Source organism: Coraliomargarita parva (genome assembly GCF_027257905.1).
Taxonomy (GTDB): Bacteria; Verrucomicrobiota; Verrucomicrobiia; order Opitutales; family Coraliomargaritaceae; genus Coraliomargarita_A; species Coraliomargarita_A parva.
In genome coordinates this window covers 77,346-94,688 of record NZ_JAPZEI010000003.1, presented here as the reverse complement: position 1 = coordinate 94,688, position 17,343 = coordinate 77,346, and the positions used below count along the sequence as shown (strand labels likewise).

Genomic DNA, 17,343 nt, shown 5'->3' with positions numbered 1-17,343 from the left:
ACGCATTGCATTTTGCAAAAATCAAGCACACCAAATCGATTGGCAAACAAAAAAAAACGGCATTCTCCTCGAATTTGCCGGCACGCCAAGCCGTCATGTCCGCCGTAGCCTCGTGCAGAGGAGGAAGCCTCGGCGAAGGCTGGTCGCGCTTTCGCTGTAGAGATTTTGGGACGCTCTGATGTCCCTTCCACTACCGACGTCGCACAAAGACGTAACCAAGGCCAATCAGGCCGAACAACAAGGCATAAGTCGAAGGTTCTGGAACGGCGGTCACCGTAAAATCATCCCAATAAGAAGTCACCTGACCGCGCACACCAACATAGCCCGAAGAGAAGGTGCTATCCTCAACTTCGATTGAAGCGACGATCAACCCATCGTTATCAATCAAATCCGCACTAATCGTAGTCCCTTCAAATGTGGCGACAAGCGTCCAGACCTGAGGGTACACGTATGCGGATGGGGTTTCAATGTTCGCACTACCGATCTTCGTAGCATAGGTTGTCGCACTCTGGTCAAAGCAGTATAACTCGAAGCTCGTCGTATTGTTGATTCGAAATGTATAAAAGTTCTCTCCCGTAACGTCACTACGACCAACAATACCCGTTGTACCAGAATTAGATTTGAAGAAATTGCTTACAATCGTGAAGTCATCGAGCGTCCCATCATTCGCATAACCATTGTCAAATGAACCGGTGTATAACGCCAATCCATTTCCAGAGCCATTGAACCTGAGGGCGTCATTGTAATAATAGAAGCCGTTCGTCCCAGAATCTCCGACGACCCCTGAAACCACGTTCCAGTCCGTAGGCATATCATAGTTCGTCCCTGTAAAATCCGTCGTAAAGAGTGTTTGCGCCTGTATCAGCGCACAGAAAAACATGGGGGCGAGAAACTTAACATATTTCGAGACCTTCATAATTCAATAACTTCGGGATAAACAGAGGGCAGGTACGAGGTGTAATGTATTACAGAGGTATATTTGCGAGTCAATACCGAAGCCTCAAACAATCCCACGCATCTCAATCCTCTCTCCTTCCTTCCCTAATAACTCAACCAGTGCGTCATGCAAAATACGATGTTGAGGGTTCTGTGGATCAAAGTTGACGCAATTATTCTCCGATCTGGCCGGAAGGTCAGCAGCCTGCAGCGATTCAACGGACCACTTCCCGCTTTCATCCGGCGCGATCGAGTAGATCAACTCACCGTCAAACACAGACCGCACCCGCAATACGGAGGACAAGCAGACATCCGAAACCGCCGGAGTCATCAGGGAACTGCCCTTCAGCCGCAGCGGAGATTCGATACCGGCCAGCTCCAGCAGGCTCGCATACAAATCCATCGTATTACAGGGACGCTCGTCAACCGAGGCCTGCTGCGGGATGCCGGGCCCTTCGATCAGCATCGGCACCCGCACGGACTCCGGAGCCGGACTGCCCTTGCCCCGGAAAGGCGAGTTGATCGGATCGGTCCCGAGATAATCGCCATGGTCCGAAGTATAGATCACGATCGTATCACGCAATAGCCCGGAAGCGTCGAGATAGGCCCGTAAGCGCCCCATCTGCGCATCCAGCGAGCTGACCATGGCGGCATATTCCTTGGCAAACCAGCCATAGGACGAGCGGAAACGCGGATTCACATTCGGTGGTGCCGGAAACATCCCGGGCTCATAGAGATCGAGGAAAGGCTGTGGCACGACCGGAAACACCAACCACAGCGGGAAACACTGGCAGAACCACCAATAGGAAGAGTAAGCTTCTTCCGGCAAGCCCAGCCCAAGCTCGTCGTTCAATAGACGTGCCCGATCCAACGCATCCGGCATCTTCTCAAACTCTTCCTGGACCGTCGCATTGTGCGGCGGATGCCAATTCATCTGGATAAAGAACGGCTGGTCCGGGTCGCGCACTTCACTCATGTAGCGCATGGCGCGATCCGTCATAATCTCCGGCTCATACAAACCGGACCAGCGCCCTTCCAGTTGCCCCTCTGCATCGTAGGCCGGCATGTCATAACTGAAGTGCCCATTATTCCAGCCCTCCCAATGCTGCCAAGCCAAGCGTCGGTCCGGAGCGACGTATTGCCCCGCCCGCCCCGATTCTTGCCGGTTCCAGTGGCATTTGCCGAAATAAGCGGTCTGATAACCGGCATCCTGAAAGAGCTCGGCCAGCGGCGCCCCCTCCAGACGATCCAGCTCAAGGTGCCCACGGTTGTCCTCGGCACCATGCTGGAAAGGATAAACCCCCGACTGCAGGCTACAGCGATACGGCATGCACAGTGGAGCCGATGAGACACAGTTACTGTAGCGAATTCCACGCTGCGCCATACGGTCGAAGTGAGGCGTCTGCACAACCGGATGGCCGGCACTCCCGAGAAAATCGGCGCGGTGCTGGTCCGCGACAACCAGTATAATGTTGGGCGATTGAGTCATGGCTATCCGAGTGTGGTGTCAGTGAAGTTCACGCCATTAAAAGCTTGGTCTGTAAGTAGCGCGCCGCTTTCCTGGCCTGAGCTTGTCGATGGCAGCAAGCGAACGTCGTTGTAAGCGTATGCTCTGCACGCTTGCTGAAGCGGCGCGCTACTTGCAGAACTCGGATGACCGGCCTGTTGATCCTGAAAATTATTTTGCTGACACCACACTAGAACAAGCGATCTCCCTACGACCTATTTAATCAAAAGCGGGATGTGCTCGACGAAATCGGGTTCCTCCAGCGTCGCGAAATCCGCACCGTAAATCCCCTCCTCCGGTCCGATGGCGAGGGCCGACTCGTTGGCTTTAAGACCGGCGAAACAACGCTTCCCATCCATCTCCAAACTCCAGAGTCTCTCGTTCGACTTCCAGACCAAGTTGCCACACTTGCGGTGAACCGTCGGGACACGCACCGGCTGCGGACTCTGAATTTCGCTGCCCAATCGGCGGATCAGATACAACCACAAAGGAGCCACGAAAGTGCCGGCAATCTGGAAGACCGCATCGCCGCCACGTAAATTCAGCGCCTGGGTGCCATCCGCATACACATAGGCTGCGAGCGTCCTCTCCAGACGATTCACAATCTCCTGTTTCTCTTGGTCGGGGAAACGAGCCAGGTGCGCCTTCATGTGCCACAAAAGATACGGTAGGTCTGTCAGCACATGTGGATATCGGTCCCAACCAATGATATGACTCTTATCGACCGGATCCGTCTGCGCCCCCCAGGCGAGATAGAGCAAACCATCGTCTTCTTCATATGCTGCGTCGAAAAGATGGGCCCGGACATTGTCGATGACCTGGGATATCCGCGCGTCCTCCGTGCAGGCGTAAAGATACTCCAGCACATCGAGGATCACGTAATTATAGCCCGTGCGTTCGGCAAAATTCGGCTTGTCACAACGCTCGAACAATCCAAGCGCCTCGTAATAAACCTCCGGGCTAAGGAAATAATCCAACGCCGGCTTGCCGTATTGCTCAAAATAACGCGCTTCCCCGCAGACCTTCATGTATTTGGCCATCGCCGCGATGACGACCAGATCCTGGTTCGTCACGCCGCAGAAACCCGGTGTCTTCAAGCGACCGGCCCATGTGTTACCATACTGCCACCACTCGCGGCAGAACCACTTGAAATTCCTTTGAAGTGCCAGATGAATACGCTCTTCACGGTCCGGGAGCGCATGCTCCCAACCGAGGTAGTTCAATAGAGTCAGGCAAGCGAAGCCCTGATGGATCGGACAGGTATTGTCATGATCCGTCAAGTAAGTCGGCTCCCCCGCATCCCCTGAGTGAAAAAAGCCGCCGTCCGGTGCCTGGAGGTTCAAGACATTCGCAACGATATCATCGGCGAACCAGCGCCAGCGCGCATCGCGGGTGTGGTCGAACAGCTGCATCATCCCCTTCAGATAAACATACGACCGGGAAATCGTTTGGCCGTGATAACGGCGCAGCAAACTCGACTTTTGCCCCCAGCAGGCATGCATCTGAAGCTGCCCAAAACGCCCCACGCCCTGCTGCCAGCTCATTAGCTGGGCCGTCGACATGTCGAGCAGCTCCTGGTTGAGCACCGTATTCGGGTCTTCAACTTTGCTCGGGTAATAGATTTCTTTGACTGCCATATACCTATTCAGAGTTCGTTTTAACCGGATATTGCGGAAACGGGGATTGGAATCAATTCGAAGCTTCAGCCTGCCAATCTCCTACGCTTAAAATGTTTCAGTCAATCCCGCAGTGTAACACATTACAAAAAATCACATCATGCGCCCTTCCATGTGCCCACGACCTGTATCACAACCGGTTCATGGAGACGCCCCCGCTCACGACGGAGTAACTGCGATACGACAACGTCCACAGCCTTACGGCCGACGACGTCCAGGTGTTGGTTGATTCCATAGGGATGGTCCGGCGTTGAACCCATATTCAGCAGTGCGAATGGTGGTGTCGCGTCGTCACTCTTCTGATAGTAGGCATCCACCGCTTTTAGAATGTCGTTATTGGCATATGTGATCACCAAGTCCGGCTGATATTGGTCAAGTATCTCATCGACTTGCCCCTTCAAATCTTCCCTCTGCCGGAGCAGCAAAAAGTGCCCCGACATGCCAAGTCGCTGACATTCCGGAATGAAGCCATCATGCCATTGGTGGTCGACCCGTTCATCCTGCCAAGCATCCAAAAGAAGGACAGGTCGCCGAAAGCCTCTATCCGCAATCTTCTTGAGCGCAGTTTGAATCGACGCAAAGGGTGAATGCACCACACGAGGCAAATCGGAAGCCTTGAAGGAATAGCCAATCACAGCACAAGCGAAGGCATTGAAATCAAAGCCCTCCAGGTCCTCACTACGCGTATAGGGCGAATCCTGAATAATCACGCCGGGAACACCGCGCGCCTGAAGAAGCTGCGACAGGCGGCCAGGTGTCATGTCATTTAGGGTAAGTGAAAACTCCTGCAGACGGTAGCCCATGCGTTCCGCCTGCTCGGCGGCAGCGGGAAAATATTCGCCCTGCCCCCAATTATACCCGGAAGCTTTCCCGCCCGGCCAATTGGTGATGTATGCGATGGTAGTGCTCCCCTCTCCGGGGGTCGCATTACGCCGATAAGATCCCAGCGCCGACAATAAGGGATGGCTCCGGTAGCCCAATCGTTCAGCGACCTCCAATACCTTTGTGCGTGTGGCTTCCGATATCCGTGAGTTACCTGCCAAGGCGCGGGAGACCGTCGAGTGGTGCACACCCAGCTCTTCCGCAATGTCTTTGATGGTCGTGATTCGCATAGGCAAACAGAATGTGCACATGTTTGCGCACTCGCACAGATTGAGACAAGACGGAAATTTTGAGTGAATGGAATGCGTCAGTTAAAGAGCCCCAAGCAGACTCGACTGATTCACTTCTAATTCAAACTGAACCCCTTCATTAACATGAGAAAAATGACACTCCTGCTCAGTTTAGCGGCGACCGCACTGCTCGGCTTATCCCTGAATGCGCAAACGACCCTGCTGCAATACGGTTTCGATGGCGATTCACTGGATCCCACGACCGAAGCAGCCAACATAACCGGCGGCACTTTCGACCACGCAAACTCGGCCACGACCGCAACCTTCTTCTTTTATACAGGCTCCACTCTCGGTGCCAGCCAACCGGCTGCCAATGTAGCCGGGAACAATCAGGAAAATTGGGCTTCCAACGACACGGATCCGAATCTCACAAGATATTATACGTTCACCCTGACAGTTGACAGTGGCAGCGTTAACTTGGACGAAGTCTCATTTGCATGGAACCATTCGACAAACGGACCTAAGTCATGGCAGTTACGTTCGGATCTGGATGGAGATAACTTCACCACAGTATTGGGAACCAACACAGTTTCGAGCGCAGACACAAACACCGTTGAGACCATTGTATTATCTTCCGCATTTGATGATTTTTCAGGCACAGTAGAATTCCGGATTTATGGTTACGGGGCAGTTCAAAATACTTCCGGACAGGGCTTCCGAATCGATGATGTCACTGTCTCGGCCATTCCGGAGCCCGGCACTTTTGCCATGCTCGCCGGTCTTTCCTCGCTGATGTGGGTCATGGTGCTTCGCAGGAAGAAATAGGTTCTTTAATACTTCTTTTCCAGATCATCACAACTCACGCGGTTTGTGGTTATCTGTTGGATCATCGACAAACTCAGTGGAGCAATTAGTAGTCGCTTCGTCTGCTCAATGCGAGCAATGGAGGCGGACCTCCGTGGCCGCCGTTCGTAGGCGAAGTCCATACTCAGAACTTGATCTGTAAAAGCTGGCGGCTGCGACAGAGCGCAGCCCTCCAGAACAGGAGCTTCCAATGCAATTAACCATAACCTGAATGGCGCTAACTGAAGGAGTCGGAACTAATTTTGAATCGAGAACGTAGGTGGCCCGCTTTAGCCGGCCACCCGCATGTGCAGACCGTTCCGCAAGTCCGCTCGGTCACACGGCTAAAGCGGTGCGACTACGGCACTGAAGCTTAAGTTAGCGCCATAGACCATGAACCTTGCTTTTTAGCCACCGGAGCAGGAACGGCAGCTGGAATGTCTGTTCTTCCGCTGGCTTTTTGAGTCCAATTCAATGAACATCCTACAAAGTCTAATGTGCACAGCTGCCTTAGTGGCATGCGGTGCCACCACAAATGCTCAATCCGCACAGCCGAATGTAATCCTCATTCTTGCCGACGACATGGGCTACGAAACCGTCGGTGCCTATGGCGGCACATCCTATGCGACACCGTCGATCGACCGGCTCGCGGATGAAGGCATCCGATTCGACAACGCCCACTCCCAACCGCTCTGCACCCCCAGCCGGGTGCAAATCATGACGGGGCGATACAATGTCCGGAACTACGATGTGTTCGAGCTGCTGCATGAAGGGCAAACCACTTTCGCCAACTACCTCCGCAGTGCAGGCTACCGCACCTTCATCGGGGGCAAATGGCAGCTGTCGGAACAGCAATCCGGTTCCTCACAGGATCCGATTGAATTCGGCTTTGACGAATATTACCTATGGCAATTGGAGCGGCGGCCCCAGCGCTATTATGCCCCGGGATTTGAAGCGACGATTCCGGCCGAAGGTTGGAATGGGGCTCATTTGAACTATCCGGCAGGCCCCGAATTCTTCGGTCCGGACCTGGTCGTGAACCAGATCAACAACTTCATCACCCGTAGCCAATCGGAGCCGTTCTTTGTCTATTACCCGATGCTGCTCCCGCACAATCCATTCCTACCCACCCCGGATGACCCGGACTACGATCCCACCGCCACAACAGAGCCGGATGATGCCCAATACTTCGGCTCGATGATGGCCTACAGTGACAAGATGGTCGGCCGAATCCTGACCCATCTGGACGAACTGAACCTGAGCGACAACACCATTGTCATCTTTGCCGGAGACAATGGCACGAAGGACAACGTGGTTTCCATTTGCAACGGACAGAGCATCCGGGGCGGCAAGGGACTCATGACCGATGCGGGCACACATGTCCCACTCATTGTTCGCTGGCCGAGTCATGTGCCCGCATCCAGCAGTAGCGACACCTTGGTCGATTTCACGGACATACTGCCAACCATGCTCTCAGCCGTGGATTTGCCGACCACAGGTGATCTCGATGGGCAGTCTTTCCTGCCTCAAATGCTGGGCCAAAGCGGCAGTCCTAGAGAATGGATCTACTGCTGGTATAAGCCTCGAACCGACAATGAATCGCAGGCCACGGATTGCGTCCAGAATACCTCATTTAAACTTTACCGCAATGGCTCCTATTTCGATCTGAATGCAGACATCCTCGAATCGACCCCACTCGACACAGGCAGTTTACTAGGCGACGCACTAGCCAGCTATCAAATGCTGGAGACCGCACTCGCCGGATTTGATGCTGATGTTGCCGACCGCAGTCTCGCCCCCCGCCTCGCAAACTCAAACTGGAACTCGGCGGCAATCATCAAACCCGCAAGAGGCGATTTTGTTGTCACAGCAGAGTCGGCAACCGACCGGAACGGCCCTGTGGAATATCAATACCGTTCACTCCCGGAGAGCCTGCTCAGTGAATGGACCCGAAGCAGCAAATATACATTTCTCTACAGCGGCACTCCAGGAGAGATGGCCATCACTTACCGCGTCCGAGACTTACTCGGCAACGAATCCAACTGGTCCGAAACACTCGCGGTTACAGTGCCCGAACCATTGAATCCCCGCCTCCCTATCATTTCACAACCGAATCAGGACGGCGATGCGGGTGCCCTAAACATCGGGCAATCCTTCACCATTCCACCAGACAAGGACGGATGGTTTCTCAGTGAAGTTCGATTCTACTCAACAGATAGCACCACAGGGGCCGGCAGTTGTAATCTCACGCTCTACGATGCCTTCACGGATCTCACCCATCGGGGCAATATCATCGCAACCTCGACCAACGCAGTGGCCAACCCGGGAACCTCCGGAGCTCTGATGCGTTTTCAATTTGATCCGATCAAGCTCGAAGGAGGCCTTCGCTATTATGCGGTAGTGAGTGACGCCGACGGCAACGCCTTGCCCTCCGGGCAAGGGCTCCCCACCCAGCGGGATTTAAGTGCACCCTACCCCGGAGGAGACAACCTCAAAGAAAGCGGCGCGAACGAAGCCATTGACCTTCGCTTCGAAGTGATCGCTTACGCCTACCCCGAATCATTTTCACAATGGCAATTGCTGCAACCGGAAGCTTCAGACCTGGGTTTCACAAACGCACAAAACGTATTCGGATTGCCCAATGGCTTATGCTATTTTTTAGGGGCCGCCCCGGAACACAGCCTCAGCCATCTGCCGGTATTAAACCCGGCAGAGAACTCATTCACCTTTCAAATCGCTTATGGTGTCTACGATTTGGATTGGAGCGTTCGCACGACTGAAGATCTCGCGACACCTAAAGAAGACTGGTCGGTCATTGCCCGGAATGATCCCAATGTGAATATAGACTATACAAGCCGGACGGTTGAAGTCAGTCTGCCGTTCAGCGGAAACAGCTTATTTGCAACACTGGAGGTGTATCCGGAAACTGAATAGACCCGCAGATCTTTGCAAAGATGAAACAGCCACCGAATATATTACTGATCACTGCCGACGACATGAACTGGGATGCCGTGGGCGCGTATGGTTGCCCCGTACCGGGAACGACTCCCAACATTGATCGACTGGCAGCCGAAGGCATGCGCTTCGATTACTCGCATGTCACGATCGCGGTTTGCCAGCCAAGCCGATCCGCCCTACTCACGGGCCGCTACCCGCACTGCAGCGGCGGTGAAGGCTTCCATAACCTGCGTCTGCCCGATGTGCCGATTCTCCCACAGTTGTTGAAAGATAATGGCTACCATGTCGGCATACTAGGGAAAGTCGGACACTCTACGCCTTACGCTGAATTCCAATGGGACCTGCAAAAAGACTTCGAGGAGCTGGGATACGGCCGTAATCCACAGCTCTACGCGAGAGACATGGAGGATTTCCTGAGTCACAAAGGGGAGCCCCAGCAGCCGTTCTTCCTCATGCTGAACTCGCATGATCCGCACCGCCCCTTCTATGGAAACGATAACCCGGAATGGTATGAAGACGACGAACACCCGGCAGCCATTCCATCGCGTTGCTTCAAAGCAGAGGAAATCGAGGTGCCGGGCTTCCTTGAAGACCTGCCTGAGGTCCGTCTGGAAATCGCCGAGTATTATAGCTCAGTGCGGCGATGCGACGACACCATAGGCGAAGTCCTGCGCGTGCTTCGAGAGGCCGGTCATGAGCAGGACACCATTGTCATCTTTCTCTCCGACAACGGAATGGCCTTTCCCTTTGCCAAAACCAACTGCTACCTCAACAGCACGCGCACGCCGTGGATCATGCGCTGGCCCGGCGTGATTGCTCCCGGCTCCCACAACAGCGAAGATTTCATTTCCGGGATCGATCTCATGCCCACGCTACTGGAGGCAGCGAACATCCCCTTCCCGCAAGGCATGAACGGCGCATCTTTTATCCCCCTCCTTGAAGGCCGGGAGCAATCAGGCCGAGACTTGCTGTTTACTCAGTTCCATCAGACCGCAGGTCACAAAGACTACCCCATGCGCGGCGTGCAGAACCGGCGCTTTGGATACATTTTCAACCCCTGGTCGAATGGCCACCGCGTCTTCAAAAATGAATCACAGTCCGGCAGAACGATGCAGGCCATGCGCGAAGCGGCACAGACTGATTCCAGGGTCGCTGAGCGCGTCCAATTATTTACCTACCGTGTGCCGGAAGAGTTCTATGATTTTGCCAACGATCCGGATGGACGTCATAACTTGATCAATCATCCGGAATTTCAAGAGACCATCAACAATCTTCGGAACACGCTCGAAGATTGGATGATCGCGACAAACGACCCCGCCTTGCCGGCATTTCAAAATCGTAGCTCAGACGAAGCCGTCGAATCCTGGATGGAAAACCTTCCTCTCAATCACTCGAAATAACTTCCAACTCTGCCCCAGAACTGAAAAGGGCGCAGAAATTAAAAACGAAGCACAATCACGAGACATCAGCGATTTCTGAATACAGACTGCTCTAGTGTGGTGTCAGCGAAGTAAGCTTCAGAAATACACCTGGTTCTTAGAAGTTGTGAAAGCTAACGGAGCTAGGGCGTCCCGCCCTAGTCCCCTGCAACGCTCTTATATCAGGGCAGGATGCCCTGACTCCGTTGACGCCAATCTTAAATGTAAGGCACTTCGCTGACACCACACTAGAATCCTGAAACGCAGACCCGCAGGAACATTTGTCCGCCAGCATCCATTGCCTTTGCATAGGACACTTGTTCGATCGCGCCTAAATCAATCTGACTCACCTGAACGAACTCGGTCTCGTGCCACTGAATCAAATTTGTTGACCACTGGGGTGCGTATGTCAGCGAGCTATCCAAGTGCTGACGCGGGTAGCTCAAAGACGCCCTCTGTGTCACATTATTGAATTCATATGCAGCGATAGGAAAATCAGCGGTGTTTGTCGGATCGGTATCAAATAGATATTCGAACACCGTCGTAAAGCCGTCGCCATCACTGTCAGATTCATCTGCCAGCGCGACTGGGCTGACCTCGTCGAATTGTGTTTTCCACAAAGTCAAATTGGTTTGCTTGAGCTCGAACTCGATCCAATTGAGATTAAAAATCTGTCCACCTGAAGTTCGACGAAGAACGAGTTTCCGGTCTGCACCGCCGGGTTTCACTTCAACATTCGTGAGCGTTGCAGTCTGCCAGGACTGCCAGCCACCGGTCGCAAGGCCATCCACCGAACCGACAAGCGCTCCCTCCAGAAAGCAATCGAGCCCGGCTATCACACCAGTATTGGCGGAGGCCATACGGAAATGGATATCATAAATCCCAGGAGCTAGATTGACCGTGTAGGCCAGCCATTCATTACCCGCTAAGCCACCGATGTTATACCCGCCCCCTGCATCACTGCAAATGGCGATGTCCACATCCTCATTGCGGTATGCGGTTCCCGTTAAACTATTACCTGCAGTGGTGTCATGATAAGCGACCCCCTCGCCACCCAGATCATAGTCTTCCGCTTCGAGTCGCCCGGGAATAATCGTGTTTGAGCCGGTGTAAGGTGTGCTGGATACAGTTTCAGGGAAAGGGTTGTCCACAACTGTTGTTGACGCTTCGGCAATCCGCAGATCGAGTTCATTTTCCAAACTTGCAATCAAACCGGCGTAAGTGGAGGGAGCACTGTAAGCGAGGTTGTTCAATTCGTCGGGATCTGTAAGGTGATCATAAAGTTCAACTTGGTCCGATCCACCATTATCCCACCGGGTCAATCGGTAACGATCCGTGCGTAGCGTGTAAGCAATATGGCTGGGATTGGAAAATTCAATTTGCGAGAGTGCACTATCGCGAACCTGCGAAGTGGCATCCTGCAATACAGGAGCCAGACTGACGCCTTCGATTGCATCCGGCTCAGGCAAGGCAGCAAGGTCTGCGACCGTCTTATAGAGATCGACAAGCTCGACGATGGACTGTGTGGACTGACCGTTGGCTGGAGCACCCGGCGCACAAATCATCAATGGCGTGCGCGTCGCAAGCTCGAACATGGTCGTTTTTTGATAATGGTCGTGCTCTCCCATGTGGTAACCGTGATCCGATAGGAATACGATGATGGTATGATCGCGCACACTATCGGAGGTGTCGCCATCACCATTCGGATCGTCCAAGGCTGCGATGACACGCCCGAGCTGATCGTCGAGGAAAGAGATGGTCGCGTAGTAGGATAGGATCGTTTGCCTCGCAATGACTTCCGATAGCTGACGCTGCTCCGGCCAGTGATCGCGAATACTGTAAACCGCTCCCGAAGGCAAAGTCGCATGGTAGTCACTGATCGGATCGGGCACCACTGGTAAGATGATATCGTCAGGATCGTAGAGATCGAAATACTTCTTGGGAGCCACAAAGGGCGTGTGCGGCTTGTAGAAACCGACCGCGAGGAAGAACGGTTGATCGGAATCCGTGTAGGCATCAATCAATTCGATCGCCTTCGTCGCCACCATCCCGTCCGAGTGATTCAGCGGGTCTGCTTTATCGATATTGTTCGAAGTCAGGCCCTCTGCTGGAAGGTAGCTGAGTCGTGCTCCAGTGCCCCTCCATCCGCCCGCCTTCCAACCGCTGCCATCGTTCTTGAGGATAAAAATCTCATCCTGAACTTCGGTTGAGTTGTCGACGCCCACGGGGTTGTAACGTTCCTGCCAAGACTGCGGATCGTCCTCGCCGTTCGTCCCCAAAGCATTCGGATTGCTCATATGGTAAAGCTTACCCACCCGTGCCACCTGATAGCCGTTGTTGATAAAATACTGCGGTAAAGTCACGGCATCCGGCAGTGTCTCCCGAACCGACGTATACAGGTCCTTGATATTCGTTTGATCTGGATACAGGCCCGTCAAAAAGCTTGCCCGTGATGGGCCACACACCGGCCACTGGCAGTAAGCACGCTCGAACTTGACACTCTGGCTGGCCAGTGTGTCCAAGTTTGGGGTTTGCGCCACGGGATGACCATAAGTCGCTATGTTGTGGTTCAAGTCGTCTGCCGTGATAAAAAGGATATTAACGGGGTTCATAAACCGGAGGTATGTATCAGAAAACGCCTCGCCCAGTGCCATTTGCCCGATCGCGCTGAAATGAAGGTTGTCATTACTCAAAGCACATTCATCCGTATCGATCAGATAGGCATTCAAGTCGGCAGCGGCCACTGCTTCTTGAGCCGCACGAATCCCCGCCAGTGAATCAGACGGCAAGTCCGTTTGGTGGATCGACAGCCGGCTGAGGAAAAACGGGAGAGCGGTTCCATAACGGGTGCGTATGTCAGCGATGAATTCGATTAAATCATCCGTATATTCCTGGGTCGACCGGCCCAACCGGGCGTCACGCTCACCCTGGGTCCAAAGCATCCCGACGATTTCAGTGGTATTCCCACCTGCTTTGAGCGCCGCGATACCGTTTGTGACTGCATTGCGGAAACTGGTATATACCGCCCCCGTTTCGGGGTCCCAGTCATTTGCCAAATCTGTGCCACCCGCGGCTGATTTAATCAGTGCAAAATGTTCATCTGGATACCGGTCCGCCATGTGACGACCGAAGGTGATCTCGGGCCCAAAGTTCGTTCCACTGGGCTGGAGAGCTGCAAGCGATCCAAACTCATAGAGTAAGACATCGCTTTGTGATACTTGAAGCTCGGCAGGTAGCTCTGAGGTAGCACCCCGACCGACCATATTCGACTGACCGCCCAAGAGAAAGACCTTATAATGAACTGCGTAGGCAGGCAATGCCAGTAACTTGAATAGAAGAAGGTAGAGTGCGAACTTTGAGAAACACTTCATGTTGATACAGAGATAACTTGCTAATGATTAGACGGTGAACGCCTGCAAAATTTTGGGGGCTCAAACAAAACAGAGACCTGGTCAAAAAAAACGCCGCTCCCAGTCTCGGAAGCGGCGTTAAAATCCGGGTCGGCCGACTACACCTGCCATTAACGGCGGCGCCAGACGAGTGTGACCATACTTAGCATTCCGGTAATTAAAGCGAAGGTGCCGGGCTCGGGGATAACTGCAGTCAACTCGAATGCATTGATATGTTGCGCACCAGTGCCAGAGGTCGATACGCTAGTTAGGGTGATGCGTCCCGAGCCATCGGTAGCAATATTGCTGAAGGTGTAAACCGAAGGCGAATCATTCGGATCAACGACAATGGTTTGCTCGCTAGCCAAGCCAGCATTGATAATCCAGCCGAGGGCGTCGCGATCGGCGTCATCGCTGACCCAGGACTGAATGCTAAAATTATACAGCAGGCTATCATTAAGACCGTCGAAGGCATAAGTCGAACCGTTTGAACCCCAAAAGGTATCCTCTTGAGCGGAAGTAGGCAGCGGGCCCGTCACCGGAAAAATTGCCGCCGCGTCATCAGCTAAGACGTCTAAACCGCCCATTCCGGAATTCCCCCCACCTGTTTGAATGAACGACACTCCGGTTGCAGCGCCGTCTGTATAACGCACCATGTCCGAGAAAATTACGTAACTCAACGTCGAGAAATTCGTGTTATCGGCGAGTTCTAGATTATTCCAGTATTCACCGGTAGCGGCTAAGGTCGTTTGGGCCCCTGTCGTATTTGTAAAATCGGCGACAATGGTGTCACCGGCTACGATTGCCGCGTGGGCAGATGGAACTGCGTTGAGTAAGAGCGCGGAGAAGAATGATGTCAGTAGGTAATGGGTGTTATTTTTCATGATTCAAATATTGAGAAAAGATTCTGCGGATATGTAAATAAGGGCGATTCTGCAAACATGTGCAGAGCTGTCTTTGAAAGTTCGATCAACAGAATCACTCCGGCATCGGGAAACTGTCGCCGGTTTTATCAATCCATTCCCGCATAAGCGCCTTCATCGCCTCCCGCTTCTGACGGAATCGCGTATTGAAGGCTAAATTGGTCATTTCAAAGGGATCTTCGTTCAGGTCGAATAAGAGCCATTCCCCGCTCTCGACGCAGGCATATTTCCAACCGTCTTTTGTAACCACACAACGCCAGGCATAACTGGATTCGCGTGGGCCGAGGAGCTGGAGGTAGGCACTCTCCGGCTCCTCACTGACGCGCTCCTCATAGTTTTTACCTGTTCGGCGATGAGAGTAGTCGAAACCTTCCATCCAATCGGGCACTTCGATCCCCGCCAATCCGAGTGTGGTTGGTGCCACGTCCACATGGTTGAGCAGACAAGGCGCATTACCCGCTTCCTGGCCATGATAACGCATCGGCACGCCTCCGCCGATGATGAAAGGAACACGAACGGACTCTTCGTAGGGAACACATTTTCCGAAACGCCCATGGCTGCCCATCATATCCCCGTGGTCGCTGAAAAACATGACATGTGTCTGATCGATCATATCCTGCTCCCGCAGCTCATCCATAATTCGCCCCACATTGTGATCGACATTCTCGATCTGCGCATAGTAACCGGAAAGGTCAAAGCGCGCTTGCGACTCAGTCATCTGTGGCACGTTGGGCCTTAGATCGAGCTGTTGCGCCTGATAACGACGATTCTTGGCGGGAGCCAGCCCCGGGATATGAGGCGGCTGAACTGATACCACCATGAATAACGGCGGATCGCCTTCACGGCGGGCACGAATCCGCTCCAGTGCCATATCCGTCAGGCTGTCGGCCTCATAAGCTTTCAACTTAAAGTGTTCGATCTCCCTGTCGCCATCGTGGCCGTGCAGGTAACAATCCCACTGACTGTTGTTATTCTCATAGCCAATCCAAGTTTTGAAACGGCCCCGACATTCCTTCGGCACCGTCCATGTGGCAGCCCGTCCATTTCTTTCTTTGAACCCCGCAATATGCCACTTCCCCAAATAGACCGTGTCGTAGCCGTGCTCGTTCATCACGTCAGTGACGACTGCATAAGAAGGGTCGAGTCGATCTTCATGCAGCTGAACCGAATGGTTGTGTGCATAGCGTGAGGTTAACATACTCGCACGATAAGGACAGCAAAGCGGATAGCCCGAGACAGCAGCTGTGAAATTTGTCCCGGCAATGGCCATATTATCCAGATTTGGTGTGAACACATTAGGATCGCCATTAGCGCCGGTAGCTTGTCCGCGCATTTGGTCGCAAATGAACCAAATTATATTGGGTGAACGAGAGTGACTGTCCTGATTCATTGGCTTAATGGATTATTCGAAACACCTTTCCACCAACTTAAGATTGCTTCGATGTTGATTGTCCTGCAAACATGTGCAGGACGCTCTATTTGTTGTGCATGTAACCATCAAAGATATTGCCGCGGCGACTGGCGTGCACCACTCCACCGTATCCCGGGCCTTAGCGGGGCATCCGCATATCGCAGAGGCGACACGCATCAAGGTTCAAGAAGCAGCCGAACGGCTTGGCTATCGCAAGCATCCCTTACTCTCGGCACTGGCCGCATACCGTAAAGATTCCAAGCCAGGACAGGACAGCACGACGATTGCCTACATTTCCAATTGGCCGGGAAACCGCGTGCCTGATTTGCACTGGGGACAACTGGAATATTTTCCCGCCGCAAAGGAGCGTGCCGAAGCATTGGGCTATCGCCTGGAGGAGTTTTCCCTCTCCCATGATGGAATGACCCCGCGGCGTTTATCAGCGATACTAAAAGCCCGGGGAGTCTGTGGTATCATCGTGCAGGATTCCCCTCATACGGGTCCCGCGGATTTTGAAGGTTTCGAGTTTAACGCATTTGCCTGTGTTGCGATTGGCTACTCGTTATTGTATCCACGCATACCGAGTGTCGCGCATTCTGCATATGCTTCCATGAAAAATGCGCTTCTTCACTTATTGGAGTCCGGCTATAAAAAACCACTCCTGCTCTTGTTTGCCTGGCAGGATGATCGTGTGGAAAATCAGTGGCAGGATAGTTTTGTGCCACATAGTGCACGCTTAGGTTTGGATGGCGATCTACTGTTGTTGCCGAATGAAAAGAATGTTTCAGATGAAGTCTTTAAAGCGATCCGTCATCACCAACCGGATGTCATCATTACGTATTCAAATGACATTCTACAAAAAGCCGCCAAATCCTATTATAAGGAGAAGCATTTGGAGCCGCCACTCATGGCGATTCTAAACAAAGGTTTACCCGGAAACAAATCGAGTGGCATCAATCAGCGCCTTGATATTGTCGGCCAGAAAGCGGTCGACATCGTGGTGTCCCATTTGCTTCGTCGAGAATTTGGAACGATCTCTGAAGCTATAAGTATGCAAGTAGCGGGAGCTTGGGAAGATCTGTAGCGATTTGTTTGTTCAGCCCCGGATTCAATACGGAAGCTACAACTGAACCCATCATGGTGGATAATCGTGGGCTGAATCAGAACCTT

Annotated in this window: 11 protein-coding genes; 4 read left to right on the top strand and 7 right to left on the bottom strand. The window is 53.0% G+C overall.

Going from position 1 to position 17,343, the window contains the following annotated elements:
• Positions 1 to 190: 190 nt before the first annotated feature.
• From O2597_RS04925 to O2597_RS04910, 4 genes are all read right to left on the bottom strand, one after another.
• Positions 191 to 916, bottom strand: coding sequence for a PEP-CTERM sorting domain-containing protein (locus O2597_RS04925; RefSeq protein ID WP_269523085.1), 726 nt, complete (start codon positions 914 to 916; stop codon positions 191 to 193).
• A gap of 84 nt (positions 917 to 1,000) precedes the next feature.
• Positions 1,001 to 2,425 carry a sulfatase-like hydrolase/transferase gene (locus tag O2597_RS04920; RefSeq protein ID WP_269523084.1) on the bottom strand — a complete coding sequence of 475 codons (1,425 nt, stop codon included), beginning with the start codon at positions 2,423 to 2,425 and terminating at the stop codon, positions 1,001 to 1,003.
• A gap of 233 nt (positions 2,426 to 2,658) precedes the next feature.
• A complete protein-coding gene (locus O2597_RS04915; RefSeq protein ID WP_269523083.1) occupies positions 2,659 to 4,080 on the bottom strand; it encodes a hypothetical protein in 1,422 nt (473 codons plus the stop codon).
• 137 nt (positions 4,081 to 4,217) lie between these two features.
• Positions 4,218 to 5,231: a LacI family DNA-binding transcriptional regulator gene (locus O2597_RS04910; protein WP_269523082.1), complete on the bottom strand. Its 1,014-nt coding sequence runs from the start codon at positions 5,229 to 5,231 to the stop codon at positions 4,218 to 4,220.
• Between the two features lie 144 nt (positions 5,232 to 5,375).
• On the opposite strand from O2597_RS04910, the gene O2597_RS04905 reads away from it, so the two are divergent.
• The 3 genes from O2597_RS04905 (at position 5,376) to O2597_RS04895 (ending at position 10,432) form a co-directional block, all read left to right on the top strand.
• On the top strand, positions 5,376 to 6,056 hold the full coding sequence (locus O2597_RS04905) for a PEP-CTERM sorting domain-containing protein (RefSeq protein ID WP_269523081.1): 681 nt from the start codon (positions 5,376 to 5,378) through the stop codon (positions 6,054 to 6,056).
• Between the two features lie 492 nt (positions 6,057 to 6,548).
• Positions 6,549 to 9,008, top strand: coding sequence for a sulfatase family protein (locus O2597_RS04900; RefSeq protein WP_269523080.1), 2,460 nt, complete (start codon positions 6,549 to 6,551; stop codon positions 9,006 to 9,008).
• 20 nt (positions 9,009 to 9,028) lie between these two features.
• Complete coding sequence (locus tag O2597_RS04895; RefSeq protein WP_269523079.1) at positions 9,029 to 10,432, top strand: sulfatase family protein; 1,404 nt, start codon at positions 9,029 to 9,031, stop codon at positions 10,430 to 10,432.
• A 266-nt stretch (positions 10,433 to 10,698) separates the two neighbouring features.
• Here O2597_RS04895 and O2597_RS04890 read toward each other — a convergent pair whose 3' ends face one another.
• The 3 genes from O2597_RS04890 to O2597_RS04880 form a co-directional block, all read right to left on the bottom strand.
• Positions 10,699 to 13,821, bottom strand: a complete 3,123-nt coding sequence (locus O2597_RS04890; RefSeq protein ID WP_269523078.1) for a sulfatase-like hydrolase/transferase — start codon at positions 13,819 to 13,821, stop codon at positions 10,699 to 10,701.
• A 149-nt stretch (positions 13,822 to 13,970) separates the two neighbouring features.
• Positions 13,971 to 14,723 (bottom strand): PEP-CTERM sorting domain-containing protein, encoded by a 753-nt coding sequence (locus O2597_RS04885; protein ID WP_269523077.1) that lies wholly within the window; start codon positions 14,721 to 14,723, stop codon positions 13,971 to 13,973.
• A 94-nt stretch (positions 14,724 to 14,817) separates the two neighbouring features.
• Complete coding sequence (locus O2597_RS04880; protein WP_269523076.1) at positions 14,818 to 16,152, bottom strand: sulfatase-like hydrolase/transferase; 1,335 nt, start codon at positions 16,150 to 16,152, stop codon at positions 14,818 to 14,820.
• A gap of 73 nt (positions 16,153 to 16,225) precedes the next feature.
• Here O2597_RS04880 and O2597_RS04875 point away from each other — a divergent pair, with 73 nt between their 5' ends.
• On the top strand, positions 16,226 to 17,257 hold the full coding sequence (locus O2597_RS04875; protein ID WP_269523075.1) for a LacI family DNA-binding transcriptional regulator: 1,032 nt from the start codon (positions 16,226 to 16,228) through the stop codon (positions 17,255 to 17,257).
• Positions 17,258 to 17,343 lie beyond the last annotated feature (86 nt).

What these genes read in the sequence shown, in the direction of transcription:
- O2597_RS04925 (WP_269523085.1), bottom strand. Translation starts at nt 916, where the DNA reads ATGAAGGTCTCGAAATATGTTAAGTTTCTCGCCCCCATGTTTTTCTGT.
- O2597_RS04920 (WP_269523084.1), bottom strand. Translation starts at nt 2,425, where the DNA reads ATGACTCAATCGCCCAACATTATACTGGTTGTCGCGGACCAGCACCGC.
- O2597_RS04915 (WP_269523083.1), bottom strand. Translation starts at nt 4,080, where the DNA reads ATGGCAGTCAAAGAAATCTATTACCCGAGCAAAGTTGAAGACCCGAAT.
- O2597_RS04910 (WP_269523082.1), bottom strand. Translation starts at nt 5,231, where the DNA reads ATGCGAATCACGACCATCAAAGACATTGCGGAAGAGCTGGGTGTGCAC.
- O2597_RS04905 (WP_269523081.1), top strand. Translation starts at nt 5,376, where the DNA reads ATGAGAAAAATGACACTCCTGCTCAGTTTAGCGGCGACCGCACTGCTC.
- O2597_RS04900 (WP_269523080.1), top strand. Translation starts at nt 6,549, where the DNA reads ATGAACATCCTACAAAGTCTAATGTGCACAGCTGCCTTAGTGGCATGC.
- O2597_RS04895 (WP_269523079.1), top strand. Translation starts at nt 9,029, where the DNA reads ATGAAACAGCCACCGAATATATTACTGATCACTGCCGACGACATGAAC.
- O2597_RS04890 (WP_269523078.1), bottom strand. Translation starts at nt 13,821, where the DNA reads ATGAAGTGTTTCTCAAAGTTCGCACTCTACCTTCTTCTATTCAAGTTA.
- O2597_RS04885 (WP_269523077.1), bottom strand. Translation starts at nt 14,723, where the DNA reads ATGAAAAATAACACCCATTACCTACTGACATCATTCTTCTCCGCGCTC.
- O2597_RS04880 (WP_269523076.1), bottom strand. Translation starts at nt 16,152, where the DNA reads ATGAATCAGGACAGTCACTCTCGTTCACCCAATATAATTTGGTTCATT.